This is a genomic window from Tuberibacillus calidus DSM 17572, assembly GCF_000430685.1.
Taxonomy (GTDB): domain Bacteria; phylum Bacillota; class Bacilli; order Bacillales; family Sporolactobacillaceae; genus Tuberibacillus; species Tuberibacillus calidus.
The window spans coordinates 98648-112469 of the sequence record NZ_AUMM01000004.1 but is presented as its reverse complement, the minus strand read 5'-3'; the positions used below and the strand labels follow the sequence as shown (position 1 = coordinate 112469).

At 46.6% G+C, this 13822-nt stretch carries 13 protein-coding genes; all 13 read right to left on the bottom strand.

Annotated features, from left to right (window positions below; all coding sequences use genetic code 11):
• Nucleotides 1-165: 165 nt before the first annotated feature.
• The 13 genes from H532_RS0101580 to rho all read right to left on the bottom strand — a co-directional run bounded on the left by H532_RS0101580 (nucleotide 166) and on the right by rho (nucleotide 13704).
• Nucleotides 166-681, bottom strand: coding sequence for a manganese efflux pump MntP (locus tag H532_RS0101580; RefSeq protein WP_425426219.1), 516 nt, complete (start codon nucleotides 679-681; stop codon nucleotides 166-168).
• Between the two features lie 247 nt (nucleotides 682-928).
• Nucleotides 929-1981 (bottom strand): L-threonylcarbamoyladenylate synthase, encoded by a 1053-nt coding sequence (locus tag H532_RS0101575; protein WP_027724004.1) that lies wholly within the window; start codon nucleotides 1979-1981, stop codon nucleotides 929-931.
• A 28-nt stretch (nucleotides 1982-2009) separates the two neighbouring features.
• The gene (locus tag H532_RS0101570; RefSeq protein ID WP_027724003.1) at nucleotides 2010-2441 is read right to left on the bottom strand and encodes a GNAT family N-acetyltransferase; all 432 of its coding nucleotides are present in this window, start codon (nucleotides 2439-2441) and stop codon (nucleotides 2010-2012) included.
• Between the two features lie 62 nt (nucleotides 2442-2503).
• Nucleotides 2504-3148, bottom strand: coding sequence for a stage II sporulation protein R (gene spoIIR, locus H532_RS0101565; RefSeq protein WP_027724002.1), 645 nt, complete (start codon nucleotides 3146-3148; stop codon nucleotides 2504-2506).
• A 203-nt stretch (nucleotides 3149-3351) separates the two neighbouring features.
• Nucleotides 3352-4212, bottom strand: a complete 861-nt coding sequence (prmC, locus tag H532_RS0101560) for a peptide chain release factor N(5)-glutamine methyltransferase (RefSeq protein WP_027724001.1) — start codon at nucleotides 4210-4212, stop codon at nucleotides 3352-3354.
• A gap of 2 nt (nucleotides 4213-4214) precedes the next feature.
• On the bottom strand, nucleotides 4215-5288 hold the full coding sequence (prfA, locus tag H532_RS0101555) for a peptide chain release factor 1 (protein ID WP_027724000.1): 1074 nt from the start codon (nucleotides 5286-5288) through the stop codon (nucleotides 4215-4217).
• 287 nt (nucleotides 5289-5575) lie between these two features.
• Entirely contained in the window at nucleotides 5576-6715 is a 1140-nt protein-coding gene (locus tag H532_RS0101550; RefSeq protein WP_027723999.1) for a mannitol-1-phosphate 5-dehydrogenase, read from the bottom strand.
• 1 nt (nucleotide 6716) lies between these two features.
• A complete protein-coding gene (locus tag H532_RS0101545; RefSeq protein ID WP_038111276.1) occupies nucleotides 6717-7148 on the bottom strand; it encodes a PTS mannitol transporter subunit IIA in 432 nt (143 codons plus the stop codon).
• Nucleotides 7148-9253 (bottom strand): BglG family transcription antiterminator, encoded by a 2106-nt coding sequence (locus H532_RS0101540; RefSeq protein WP_027723997.1) that lies wholly within the window; start codon nucleotides 9251-9253, stop codon nucleotides 7148-7150. The genes H532_RS0101545 and H532_RS0101540 overlap by 1 nt, the downstream gene beginning before the upstream one ends.
• A 188-nt stretch (nucleotides 9254-9441) precedes the next feature.
• Nucleotides 9442-10869, bottom strand: a complete 1428-nt coding sequence (locus H532_RS0101535; RefSeq protein WP_027723996.1) for a PTS mannitol transporter subunit IIBC — start codon at nucleotides 10867-10869, stop codon at nucleotides 9442-9444.
• 377 nt (nucleotides 10870-11246) lie between these two features.
• Nucleotides 11247-11861, bottom strand: a complete 615-nt coding sequence (locus tag H532_RS0101530; RefSeq protein WP_027723995.1) for a thymidine kinase — start codon at nucleotides 11859-11861, stop codon at nucleotides 11247-11249.
• A gap of 206 nt (nucleotides 11862-12067) precedes the next feature.
• Nucleotides 12068-12271, bottom strand: a complete 204-nt coding sequence (gene rpmE / locus H532_RS0101525; RefSeq protein ID WP_027723994.1) for a 50S ribosomal protein L31 — start codon at nucleotides 12269-12271, stop codon at nucleotides 12068-12070.
• A gap of 170 nt (nucleotides 12272-12441) precedes the next feature.
• Nucleotides 12442-13704, bottom strand: coding sequence for a transcription termination factor Rho (gene rho / locus H532_RS0101520; RefSeq protein WP_027723993.1), 1263 nt, complete (start codon nucleotides 13702-13704; stop codon nucleotides 12442-12444).
• Between the last annotated feature and the right edge of the window lie 118 nt (nucleotides 13705-13822).

The window sequence follows — 13822 nt, the reverse complement described above, 5'->3', positions numbered from 1 at the left end:
TAAAACAACCCCAGACATCTGGGAAACCGATTTTCACATGGAAGTACAATTAATGAAACTTAGCTCCTCTAAGTTTTAAGGCATGCTGGCCCAAATACAATGATTACTTTCTTGCCAGTAAAAAAAGCCCTTTCTGATGGAAGGGCCATCACTATTCACACAAACTTACATCTGTAACAGAAGCTTTATCCCAAAAGCAAACAGTATGCATCCCCCAAGGATTTCACTATATGAACCAAAAAAACGCTGAACTTTTCGTCCAAGCAATAGCCCCGCCCAAGTGAGGCACATGCTGACAAGGCCGAACATGAGAATGGCCGCGACAACACGCGTTCCGAAAATCCCTAAACTCAAGCCGACGGAAAAACTGTCAAGACTAACGCTGAGGGCAAAGAGAATAAGTCCCAAACCTACCGGACGCAAAATTTTCTCTTCGGTTTGAAATGATGAAAAAATCATTTGCGCACCAAGTAAAAGAAGCAAGGTCCCGCCAGCCACATGGGCAACCGTACCAAAGTAGTCGGAGAGGATGTGACCGATTCCGATGCCGAGCAGGGGCATTAACATATGAAAAAAGCCAATGGTCAGACCAATTTTAGCGATTTGCCGCAGCCTGAGGCCGATCATGCCCATGCCCATCCCAACCGAAAAAGCATCCATACCTAACGCTAATGCCATCATTAGGATTGCAAATAATGGTCCAATGATTGCCGCTGATCCCACTTGATTTCGCCCCCTATACATGCCTACAACAAAATATGCATGTCCCTAGGGCTTTAGAAGTCATTTATTCGGTAGTTGAGAGCTAATCCTAAGTGGTTTTTCACTCTTTATTTTCATATGACCGAAAAAGAGATAGGCACACAGTCAGCGGTATTCCTTTCAAGACGGTTGGCCGCACGACTCAATCATTCCTTGAACAGTCCAGCTACTCCATTCCATCATTTTTTGAGCTGCCGGCTGCCTTGTTTAAACGATTCATGATCGCTTCCCCAATGCCTTCTGCGGGGAAAGTTTCGCTGAAAATGATATCCAGGTCGTAATGATCGAAGCGGCGCAAAGCATGGAAAAGCCCTTGCGCCACTGTCGCGAGATCCGCGCGCGTGCCGGCGACACTGATGACATCCGCCAAATTTTTAAAGACGTTGGCGTTTTCCGTTGTCGTCAGCACCCCAACGGTAAGACCAGTTTCTTTAGCGCGCGCGACGGCTTGTTTAAGTTCCTGCAGGCCGCCTGAGACGAGTTCGACTGGCGCTTTTGGCGAATAGTGCCGGTATTTCATGCCGGGGGCTTTTGGCTGAGCTTTCTTATCTTTTAAAGCGGGGTCCGAAGCGACTTTTCCCAAAACCGCTTCGAGTTGTTCCCTTGTAATGCCGCCGGGACGGAGGATCGTCACGAGGTCTTGCGTGGTGTCGACGACCGTTGATTCAACTCCGACACCGGCTGGGCCGCCATCTAATATGCCGGCAATGCGGCCATTCATGTCTTCGTAGACGTGTGAAGCTTCGGTAGGGCTTGGCTTTCCGGACAAATTGGCGGACGGTGCCGCTATCGGGACACCTGCAGCCGATATCAAGGCGCGGGCGACTGGGTGTTTAGGCATGCGTAAACCAACTGTCTTAAGGCCAGCCGTCACGGTTTTCGCGACAGCATCCGCTGCCGGAACAATGACCGTAAGGGGACCTGGCCAGAAAGCCTTCATCAATTTTTCCGCAGCGTCCGGAATGGAACGGGCGACGCGTTCGGCTTGCTGAAAGTCCGAAATATGGACGATGAGCGGATTATCGCTCGGGCGACCTTTTGCTTCATAAATTTTTTTTACTGCATTATCCGAGAGGGCGTTAGCTCCCAAGCCGTAAACCGTTTCGGTCGGAAAAGCAATCACCTCCCCATCCCGGATGTAGGTAGCTGCTTCTTGAATCCCCGCGTTTTCCTCAAGGTTCCCCGCGGTTGGATCAACCCTCCAAATTTTTGTTAACACCTTTTCACCTACTTTAGCCTTGCCAGTTTTATTCTTTCAAGTATTTCATCATCATTGTAGCATGTCCCTTTTCGGCCTGTTTAGAAAAAGGCGGGTGGTTCCGCAAAGCTTCCGGAAGGTCTTTTGGTTCTATTTTAGTGAAACCAGTTAACTGGAAAATATAGGCAGGAACAGTCGTCGCTAAGTAAACCGCTTTTGCGCCAAGCTCCTGCGCTTTCTGACAGACCATTTGTAATAAATGCATCGCTTCACCTAATCCGCACTGTTCCGGATCAATAATCAGCGCCCTTAATACCGCACAGTCGCCAATGAGTGTAAACCCCAAGCTAGCTGCCATTTGTCCTTTATTCAGTATAAAAAAGCGGGTGGCGTCGTCGATGTCGGGCCAGTCCACACCCACTTTTTTCGCAAAATCTTTTATTTTGAACAGATCTTCAGCTTCGGCCTGAATAATGTTCATTCTATTTCCTCCTCCCATCTTTACTACCAATCTATGAAGGGGAGTTGGAAAATAGAAGTTTTCTAGTCCACTAGACTCTTAAAAAATTTCACAATGCCCTCGAATAAATCAACGAGAAAAAATCGGACTTTTACGTCATCGTTTTGTTTTTGGGACGCTTCCACGTGATGTGGTTTGGCCGGTTCGCCGTGGGCATCCGGTTTTACGGCATCCCCGTTATCAAAATCTAGAAAACAGAGTGGAGGGAATAAGACACACCACCAATTGGCGCCCTTCCCTTCGCCCAAAGTAATAACGAGCGCTTCATATTTTCCGGCTGGATAAACATAACCGCCGTACATTTTTGTGGGAAAATCGGCTTTTCCGAGTTTTACCGTAAAAGGTTCGTTAATCCCCATCGCTTTCAGTTCTCGTGCCACGATCGCCCGGAGGTCATCAAGGTGGGAACGAATGACGCGTTTCGCTTGGTCGACAGAGCGCAGTTCCCCGACCCATTGTTCCACATTGGCATTGACCGCATCCCGTATTTTTCTTTTGACCGCTTGGTCGCTCGCAGAATTACTGTTGGCTAAAATCCGCAAGCGAATCGCATCATCAGGAATTTTATCGGCATGGTTTTCGGCTTTTGATAGATTCTGTGTGACTTCCATGAAAATCATAAGAATAAATAATGATAGCAGTGTGCTCAAAATGACTTTCTGTTTCATGGTTCTCCCGCCCTTTTTAAATCGCTCTATCCGCCATTATGGACAGAAGGGCGGGACTTCAAACATGAAAAATTAGGAATTTATTAATCTCGTAACTATCAAAAGTCGCATCACTAAAATCGTTGACGGTGCAATCCCCTACTTCGAATCGGCGTGTCGCACCGTGGCCTATAGCGAAGGGACGCCCCCCAAATAGCGCCTCTTTAGCTGTATGTAACAGCAAAGCACATCCGCTCTTTATTGCTAATATCCCTTTTGACGTACACGTTCGCCTTGTTCGGAAAGGCTGCAGCCAAAAGCGTGCGGACGGCTTCGGCTTGACCGTCACCAACTTCAAATCCGACAATGCCGGGCGAGGCGAGCACCTTCGGAAGATCCCGACAGAGCCGCCGATACATGACTAATCCATCCGGGCCGCCGTCCAAGGCGAGATGGGGTTCATGGTGTTTTACGACATCGTCAAGCGTGTGGATGTCTTCGGTCGGGATATATGGGGGATTTGAGACGACGATATCAAAGGTTGCTTGGCCGATAAAAGGTGTTAAGAGATCGCCTTTTTGAAAAACGACATCCGCGCCAAGCCGGTTCGCATTCCGAGCGGCCACCTCAAGAGCCTTTTCGGAGAGATCAACGGCAAACACCTGGCTTTCTGGATCTTCCAATTTTAACGTGACGGCAATCGCCCCGCTGCCCGTACCGACATCGACATAGCGGACGGGTTGGTCCTTAAAGACCAGCCTCTTCCATTGCAAGATCTCCTGGACCAGTTCTTCCGTTTCCGGACGCGGGATGAGGACGTGTTCATTCACTTCAAAACGGCGTCCGTAAAATTCCTCAAACCCGAGGATATGTTGCACCGGCACCCCTTCGGATAAGCGCTTGACTTGTGCTTGAAACCAATCCCAATCACTGTCGGTAAGCGGTTCACTGAAGGCAGCCAAAAGCTGAGCCCGAGTGAGGCCTAGTCGGTGGCGCAAAAGCCATTCGCCGCCATTTTCATCTCGGTGATGTTCCCTTAAAAAAGAAGAAGCCCACATCAGGGCTCCGTGTATCGTCATCGCCATGTTTAGCGACCCTCCGCTTTTTCAATCAGTTCGGCCTGTTCTTGGACGATGAGGGCATCGATGATCTCATCCAGCTCCCCATTTAAAACTTGGTCAAGTTTATGGAGCGTTAAACCAATGCGGTGATCCGTCACGCGGCTTTGCGGGAAGTTGTACGTGCGAATCCGCTCGGAGCGGTCACCTGTGCCAATGGCTGATTTTCTCGTTGCGGCATATTCGGCTTCCGCTTCTTTTTTAAATTTATCATAAATGCGCGCGCGGAGAACTTTCATCGCTTTTTCTTTGTTCTTAATTTGCGATTTTTCGTCCTGGCAGGAGACAACGATGCCGGTCGGGATGTGGGTGAGACGCACAGCCGACATTGTGGTGTTGACGCTTTGGCCGCCGGGACCGCTTGAGGCAAAGGTGTCGACGCGTATATCTTTTTCGTTGATTTCTACTTCGACTTCTTCGGCTTCAGGCAAAACGGCGACCGTCGCGGTGGATGTGTGAATCCGACCGCCGGATTCCGTTTCCGGGACGCGCTGCACGCGGTGGGCACCGTTTTCGAATTTTAGTTTCGAATAGGCGCCTTTCCCATTGATCATAAAAATGATTTCTTTATAGCCGCCGATTTCATTTGGAGAGGCTTCAATGACATCCACATGCCAGCCTTGAGACTCAGCATATTTGGTGTACATTTTGAAAAGGTCACCTGCAAACAACGCGGCTTCGTCGCCGCCTGCCGCACCTCGAATTTCGACGACAACGTTTTTCTCATCATTCGGGTCTTTCGGAAGCAATAAAATTTTGAGCCGCTCTTCCAAGGCTTCTTTTCGATCTTCAAGTTCGTCTATTTCCTGGCGAATCATGTCCCTCATATCCGGGTCTTTTTCTTCTTCAAGCATGGATTTCGCGTCTTCCAGCTCTTTCGTCGTCGCTTTATAATCCCGATAGGTTTGGACCGTCTCCGATAAATCCGAAGATTCCTTGGAATAGTCCCGCAGCCGTTTCGGGTCATTGATGACTTCTGGGTCGGACAATAACTGATTTAATTTTTCATATCTATCCTCTAACGCTTGCAAACGTTCAAACATCATCGGTCTTCACCTCAATATGCGTTCGCGGCTTATCACCGCCAAGATGCCAAATCCAATTATATTATAGGAAAAAACAGGCGTCAAAGTCCGAAAGAATGAGCCCAAAATAAGGAAAAGGCGAGCTCCTGGCTTGTGCCACCATCTTAATGTGGCATCCCTTTTATGTCCGAGCGGCCTATATAAAGCAACCTTTTTAGACTTAGCAACCTTTATGCTGGCTTGAAAAAGGAGCGGCTTTCTTACCAATATTAAAAGAGCGAGCCCCGCGGCTCACTCTGTCGCCATTATTTATACTCATTGAGGATCAGCTTTGTGAGTTCAGCATCCGCATCCAAACCGCAGTATTCTTGGATGGCGGCTTTGACACCGTGATTTTGGATGGTTTCTTGAAGACGGACGGCTTCGGCATCTTCTTTGAAATCAAATTTTAAAGCGGAAGCGATGCCTTTCACTAAATGAGCAGGGGCATGTCCGAAAAGTTCCAGGTATTGTTTAGCAGGGCTAACTAACCGATCGTTCGGCCCCAATTTCCGAATCGGCGCACGGCCAACGCGTGTGACTTCATCGGTTATATGCTTATTCGTGAAGCGGCCCAGTATTTTTTGAATATATTTTTCATGCTCGGCTTGTGCAAAACCATGTTTTTCCATCAAAACGGCTCCGGTTTCAGCGAGTGCACCTGTCACAACCGATCGGATCGAGGCATCTTGCATCGCTTGGTCAATGGTCGGAATACCAGCCGCATACCCTAGATAAGCCGTAATGGCATGCCCTGTGTTGACCGTAAATAACTTCCTCTCGATATACGGGTTTAAATCATCCACATAGGTGATGCCTTTGACCGGCGGTTTCTCACCGATGACTTGCGTTTGGTTAACGACCCATTCGTAAAAAGGTTCGACTTTAACGGTTAGTTTATCTTCATTGTTTTGGTTAGGAACAATGCGGTCAACGGCTGCATCCGGAAAGCCAAAATGCTGATCAAAAGCCGCGCGATCATCCGGGCTGATTTTTTCATACACTTTCTCTTTCAGTAAAGTGCTCGCTCCGATCATATTTTCACAAGCGATAATATTTAAGGGTTTGGCGCCTTCTTGTAGACGTTTCTGTAAACCTTTGGCCACGATTTCCGCGATAAGCGGCAAAACCGTTGGACCAACAGCAGCAGTGACAAGATCGGCTTGACTGATGGCATCGATGACGCGCTCAGGGTCAGACTGACTATTAATCGCGGATACATTTTTCACAACGAATTCTTCATGGGTTTCATCGGCCAAAATAACGGTATATTCGCGTCTTTCGTTTAATAATTGAACGAGAGCGTCGGCAACATCTATAAAGCAGATCTCGTAACCGGATTGATAAAGTAAGTTTCCAATAAACCCACGGCCGATGTTGCCCGCACCAAAGTGAACTGCACGCATGTTACTTCACCTCTTCAAAGAGGGCGAGAATTTCCTCTTTCGTTCTAGCGTTGACGATTTTTAAAACGTTTGCTTCATCCGAACATACAATGGCAATGTTGGACAAAATCTCAAGGTGTTCATTATCTTTGCCCGCAATGCCGAATAGAACCTTAACCAAGCCTTTGCCAAAATCGACGCCCTCAGGTACTTGAACGATGGAGATTCCTGAGGCCTTAACGGATTGTTTGGCATCCTCCGTGCCATGAGGAATGGCTACGAAATTACCCATGTAGGTCGATGTAATGTTCTCACGCTCAAGCATTTTTTCGATATACTCCGCATCGACATAACCTTGGTCCACCAAGATTTGCCCGGCAAGACGGATCGCTTCTTCTTTGTTATTCACTTTTTGATTTAATAGGATATTGTTAGGGTTAAGGATCGATGACATTATTTATTCCTCATTTCTTGAATTTTTTCGTGTAAAAATTGATCGAATTTGGAAGCAAGAAAAGCTTTTATGCTCTCTTGGTCCCCGGACTCGAATAAAGAGGCGTTTTCAATGATAAGGGAGCTAATTAGACTTAGAATGTCCATCCCGCCACGGCTTTCCGCTTCCGGCGCGAGCATCAGCAGAAGATGATCGACTTGCATCATCGCTTCATCCATCCCCATCACGCTTAACGGGTTACGCAGAATGCCGATCGTAAAGGATGGTTGATAGATTTCGCGATTCCTTGTGTGGTAAAGGGCAAGATGCGTGTTTGGGATGCCGAGGCCGCCGAATTTTTCCCTTTCCAAAAGGCGTTCGGTCACCGCCCTAGCATCCGAAATCAGCATGCGTTCTTCCAATTTACTGCAAAAAGTCCGTAACGCCTCTTCGACCGATGCAGGTGAACCCAAATCATAGACGAAAAAGTGATCCAAGATGGCAAGAATCGCTTCGGCGTATTCATTCATCGCCAAAATATAGGAACGGAAATTTTGCACATTAACCGTTCCCAGATCTATCGGCTTCGAATCGGAAACTTTCATTTTTTGTACCGCTTTACGGTTGATCGCATCCCGGATACGCTCAATTTCTTCCTGAGTCAAAATGGGACTGACGACAATATACTCATCGTTATAATCGGGCAGCTTAATGGTTGATAGAATTAAATCATATTCAGACGGGTTCATCCTACCAAACTGAAACAGAGACACGTTTTGTAAGTCCTTTAATTCAGGTAATTCTTTCTTCAGACGGGTGCTCAAAATTTTAGACGTTCCGATACCGCTTGAGCAAATCACCAGTGCCTTAATATTTCTGATATCTTTATGCTTCAATAGCGAGGAACCAAAGTGCAGAACAATGAACCCAATCTCTTCGTCGGGAATGTTCAGTTCTGGAAAAGTGTTCGTCACACTGTCTTTAACGATATCAAACAGCGAAGCATAATCCTGTTTAATTTTCTCCAACAAGGGATTATGGATGCGCATGCGCTGCTTGACCCGAAAAAGCGCCGGGGCGAGATGGGTAACGAGTCCTTGAAACAGTGAATAATCATCTGTGAAATCTACACCGATTTTGCGGCCGACGTGGTCAATGAGACTTTTCGCCTTTTCGGCGATTTTTAATTGAGCAGGTTGATTCATCAATTCATTTTCATATCTTAGTTTGGCACCTTGTAGATGCATAGTGATATAGCCCGTTTCGGCTTCCGGAATATCGATTTGGAAAACTTGCTCCAATTTGCGACTAATTTTTTCTGCCATGTTGTACTCAGGTGTCGCCTTCAAACTTTCCAAATAGGTCGAGTCGATATGGATGTTTTCCCCTTGTTGGATGCGCTCAATGGCCAGCGCTAAATGCACCACAAGGCCAATATAGGCACTGTCGGCGATATGGTAATTCCACTCGCGATGGATTTCTTCGATGACCCGTTCCACAATAATGAGCTTTTCTTTTTCCACAAGCCCGAGCAATTTTTCGGAAATGGAAGCCATGCTTTTTCCGGCTTTATTTCTGATGTTGTCTTTTACGATCGATAAAAATTCCGATTCGTCGAGATGGGTGCTAATGAGGTCACTCATCAATTTCCTTTTGGACTCTTCTTCACCGACAAGCTCCACGCCATAGCCTCTTTTTCTAATTAACTGGAGGTTATAGTCATGTAGCATCCCTTCTAATTTCGTCAAGTCACTGCTGACTGTGCCAATCGTGACATTTAAATCATTGGCCAACGCCACGAGTTTTGTCGGCTCACCCGCTTCAAGCAACGTGCATAACATCATCGTCTGCCGTTCTTCAGGTGTATATTCATTGGGCTGCTGTTTCAATAAAGCTAGTCGAAGGGCTTCGATGTCTTCTTTAGCACCTGCAATCCGAATGCCAACGCCGGATTTTTTAAGGAGCGTAAGGTGATGGCTTCTAAGGCTTTTTTCAATGCCTTTTAAATCCCTATGAACGGTCCGCTCACTGACACCAAGATCCTGTGCCAATTGCTTGACTGTCAAATCTTCATCTGTTGATAAAAGGGCTTCCAGTAAAAGCCTTTCTCGTGCGGAAAAGTACATCGCCATCACCTCCGTTTTCCTTTATAATGCTGACAACATTTTAATATTATACCTACTCTTCTAGCATAACGCGCAAATCACCTGCTAAACAATAAGAAGAAAATGCGTTTTAGTCGAGTCACTTGTTGACATGATTAAAAAACGAGGTGGCACGGGGGAATTCCCGCTCACCTCGTTTCTACATAGGGTTATTGATTGTCTTTTAGTTTTTCGATCAGTTCATCATATTTTGGACTGCTTAAGAAATTGTCGACGGAAATATGAGTGGCTTTTGGCAGTTTCGCTTTTGCCCGGTTGGTCAATTCTTCTTGAGTGACTACCACATCGGCATCATCGGGAAGATTGTTAATCGACGTATTCGTGACTTCGATGTCTAAGCCCGCATCTTTCACTTTTTTCCGGAGGATGGAGGCACCCATCGCACTCGAGCCCATTCCGGCATCACAAGCAAACACGATTTTGTTGACCGTTTTTTCTAAGTTTTCTTGATTCGCTTGACTATCAAAAACAGAAGCGACGCTACTTTTCTTACCTTTCATTTGTTGCATTTTATCAGCAGCTTCTAAAAGATTTTGTTCCGTCTGTTTGCTCGTTTTAAGGATGAACGAGGCAACGATAAAGGTGACGGCCGCTGCCACGATGACGCCAGCTAAAACTCCGAAATAATGCCCTTTTGGTGTCATGGCAAGAACGGCAATAATGCTTCCTGGTGAAGCTGGGGCGATTAAGCCAGCGTGTAAAAGGTTTAAAGTAAAGACACCGCTGACGCCACCCGCCATGACCGCAAACACTAATAACGGGTTCATCAGGACGTATGGGAAATAAATTTCGTGAATACCGCCAATGAACTGAATTAAAGCCGCACCGGGAGCGGATGTTTTGGCTGTCCCTTTGCCAAAGAACATATAGGCTAGTAGCAGGCCAATACCAGGGCCAGGGTTTGCTTCTAGTAAGAATAAAATAGAGTAACCGTGCTCTTTTGCCTCTTGAATGCCAAGCGGTGTCAAAATCCCGTGGTTTATGGCATTGTTAAGGAACAAGACTTTTGCTGGTTCAATAAAAATATTAGCTAATGGAATGAGATTGGCATCAACGATAAATTGAACACCCGTTGTCAGCCAGTGGTCTAAGGTTTGAACAGCCGGGCCAATGCCGAGGAAAGCAAGAATCGCTAAGATCCCACCGATAATACCGGCTGAGAAGTTGTTGACAATCATTTCAAAGCCTTGGCGAATTTTACCTTCCACGGCTCTGTCAAACTGCTTAATGCAATAGGCGCCGATCGGCCCCATAATCATGGCACCTAAGAACATCGTCACATCGGATCCAACGATAACACCGATTGTCGCCACAGCGCCGACAACGCCACCGCGTTCCTTATAAACGATTTTACCCCCGGTATAACCAATTAAGATGGGCAAAAGAAATTTAATAATGGGGTCGACTAGCTCTGCCAAATGCTTGTTTGGCAGATATCCTTTTGGGATAAATAATGCTGTAATTAACCCCCAAGCGATAAATGCACCAATGTTCGGCATGATCATTCCGCTTAAGAAGCTGCCCAAACGCTGGATTTTTACTTTAAAAGACGTTTGCTGTGTATGTTTTTCGGCAATCGCCGTCATGGTAAGTCCTCCTTAATAAAACGTTTACATTTCTCGTGGCGTTCATATTTTATCCACAATTCAAGTATAAGGAGGCTCAGAACAAGCTTCAATTTAATCTAAAATAGATTTTGTCAAAGCCGTTGTTGTCATTTCCCGATTTAATGGGGTGCCAAAGCCCTGGATCGATGCCGCTACCTTTTTAAAATCTAAAAAGCCATCGGCGAAAAACCAGGAACAAAAACGAGGAGCGCGGGGGTTTTTTTGTTCCAGAAGTACATTCCTTCACCAATTAGAAAAACCACAGCTCTATGCACTGTGGTCCTTTTTTGACTGATATATGCCTTAACGGTTAAATTCACTCATCGGTGGTACCAGAGGTTTCGGTTTTATTTAAGTTCAAGTTCTTTTTTCAAGATTGGGATAGGTTTGCCGGGTACCTCGTGACAATCGCGGCAGCGGGCTTCATAGGATTCTGCGGCGCCGACCATAATGACCGGATCGGTATAGGCGGCGGGCTTTCCGTCAATAAGTCTCTGCGTGCGGCTGGCTGGGTTTCCGCATATGACGCAGATGGCATTCAGTTTCGTGACGCTCTCGGCGATGGCCATGAGTTCAGGGACAGGGTGAAACGGCTCGCCGCGAAAATCCATGTCCAAACCGGCAAAGATGACGCGTTTCCCACGATCAGCCAAGATTTTTACGACTGTGACGATCGAATCATCAAAGAACTGAATTTCATCAATGGCAACGACGTCCGTATCTTCTTCAACGAGATTAAGGATGTCTTTGGACCATTCGATCGGACGCGCTTCAATCGATTTACCATCGTGGGAAACGACTGAATCCACGTCATAGCGATTATCAATCATCGGTTTAAAAACTTGCACTTTTTGTTTCCCATAAGCCGCCCTTCTGACGCGCCGAATGAGTTCTTCCGATTTTCCGGAAAACATCCCGCCGCAGATACATTCAATCGAGCCGCATTTGCGGTAAAATGGCATGCCGCAAACATCCTTTCGTTTTTATTCCATAGTTAAACCGGGTGACAGCATCCCCAGACATAAGCACCTATTGAAAAGAGGTTGACTCAAGAAGGCTTTCCGCCAAAGCTGTTATATAGTGGAACATTGTGTGAGAACCTCTATATATCGTTCTGGCGGAGTTTTTCGCCCATCGTGTTGAGTCAACCCCTTGATTTTGTATAACATTATTTGAGGTTGTATTTCTTTTTGAAACGGTCCACACGGCCGCCGGTTTCGGTGAAGCGTTGACGCCCCGTATAGAATGGATGGCATTCGGAGCACACTTCGACACGGATCGGACCTTCTTTGGTCGAACCGGTTTCGAATTCGTTTCCGCAAGCGCATTGGACTTTTACTTTATGATATCCCGGATGAATGGCGTTTTTCATCTTCGTTTCAGCTCCTTTATGCCCTGGTTAATCTTTCAAACCAGAGTTAATTACACAAATGACATTATAACAGGAGTGGTCCCTCATTTCAAGGCGCCGATTTATGTTAGAGTGCCTTCTCTATTTTTCCATCACTTTGCTCCGATAAATTTTACACATGCTTTTTCCTTTTATAATTTTCCACTTCGTTCTTTGGCAAATAAATCGAAGAACTCCTCGTTGGATCGTGTCTGTTTGAGGCGGCGGTAAAAATGTTCCACGAATTCCGGCGTTTCATCCATCGTTTTGCGCATCGCCCATAAATGTTCGAGATGTTCTTTTTCAATCAAAAGTTCTTCTTTCCGCGTTCCGGAACGGCGGATGTCAATGGCTGGGAAGATGCGGCGTTCGGCCAAACGGCGGTCGAGATGAAGCTCCATGTTCCCAGTTCCTTTAAATTCTTCATAAATGACATCATCCATCCGCGAACCGGTGTCAATTAAAGCCGTTGCAAGAATGGTGAGGCTACCGCCTTCCTCAATATTGCGCGCAGCCCCGAAGAATCGTTTCGGGCGGTGGAAAGCTGCCGGGTCAATACCGCCGGAAAGCGTGCGGCCGCTCGGCGGGATGACAAGGTTATAGGCGCGGGCCAAGCGCGTGATGCTGTCCATTAAGATGACGACATCTTTCTTATGCTCGACGAGGCGCATCGCTCTCTCAAGAACGAGTTCCGACACTTTGATATGATTTTCCGGAACTTCGTCAAATGTGGAGCTGACGACTTCTCCTTGCACCGATCGCTCGATGTCTGTGACTTCCTCAGGGCGTTCATCGACGAGCAGCATGATCAGCTCGACCTCGGGGTGATTCGTCGTGATGCTGTTGGCAATTTGCTTGAGCAGCATCGTTTTACCTGCTTTTGGCGGCGCAACGATTAGTCCGCGCTGGCCAAAGCCAACAGGGGCAATCATATCAATGACCCGGGTGGCAATGTTTTCTGGAGTCGTCTCCAAATGCATTTTCCGGTCTGGATAAAGCGGTGTCAACGCTGGAAAGTGGACGCGTTCCCTTGCCGTATCAGGATTTTCACCGTTCACTGCTTCGACGTGCAACAAGCCGTAATAGCGTTCGTTTTCCTTCGGCGGTCGCACTTTACCGGAAACCTTATCCCCGTTCCGCAAGTCAAAACGGCGAATTTGCGAAGCGGAAATATAGATGTCTTCAGAGCTGGGTGAATAATTGATCGGACGCAAAAAACCGAATCCTTCATTCGGGATGATTTCCAATACCCCTTCCATGAAGGATAAGCCGTCTTGTTCGGCCTGAGCTTTTAAAATGGCAAAAATCAACTCGCGTTTATTCAGCTTACCATAGTAAGAGATTTTGTAGTGCTTCGCCAGTTGATACAAATCTTTAAGTTTCATATTTTCTAATTCTGATAAGGTAACTCCCATTATGACACCACGCTTTATTTGTTTTTATTCTATTGGATCAAGCGATTGGGTATGGTAGGCAAGCAAAATTTGACCATTCAACACCGAAACCCATCACGGGTTGGCTATGTTTTTTCTA

Coding starts and splice junctions, on each gene's coding strand:
- H532_RS0101580 (WP_425426219.1), bottom strand. CDS start 681: ATGATGGCATTAGCGTTAGGTATGGATGCTTTTTCGGTTGGGATGGGC.
- H532_RS0101570 (WP_027724003.1), bottom strand. CDS start 2,441: ATGAACATTATTCAGGCCGAAGCTGAAGATCTGTTCAAAATAAAAGAT.
- spoIIR (WP_027724002.1), bottom strand. CDS start 3,148: ATGAAACAGAAAGTCATTTTGAGCACACTGCTATCATTATTTATTCTT.
- prmC (WP_027724001.1), bottom strand. CDS start 4,212: ATGGCGATGACGATACACGGAGCCCTGATGTGGGCTTCTTCTTTTTTA.
- prfA (WP_027724000.1), bottom strand. CDS start 5,288: ATGTTTGAACGTTTGCAAGCGTTAGAGGATAGATATGAAAAATTAAAT.
- H532_RS0101550 (WP_027723999.1), bottom strand. CDS start 6,715: ATGCGTGCAGTTCACTTTGGTGCGGGCAACATCGGCCGTGGGTTTATT.
- H532_RS0101545 (WP_038111276.1), bottom strand. CDS start 7,148: ATGTCATCGATCCTTAACCCTAACAATATCCTATTAAATCAAAAAGTG.
- H532_RS0101540 (WP_027723997.1), bottom strand. CDS start 9,253: ATGTACTTTTCCGCACGAGAAAGGCTTTTACTGGAAGCCCTTTTATCA.
- H532_RS0101530 (WP_027723995.1), bottom strand. CDS start 11,861: ATGCCATTTTACCGCAAATGCGGCTCGATTGAATGTATCTGCGGCGGG.
- rpmE (WP_027723994.1), bottom strand. CDS start 12,271: ATGAAAAACGCCATTCATCCGGGATATCATAAAGTAAAAGTCCAATGC.
- rho (WP_027723993.1), bottom strand. CDS start 13,704: ATGGGAGTTACCTTATCAGAATTAGAAAATATGAAACTTAAAGATTTG.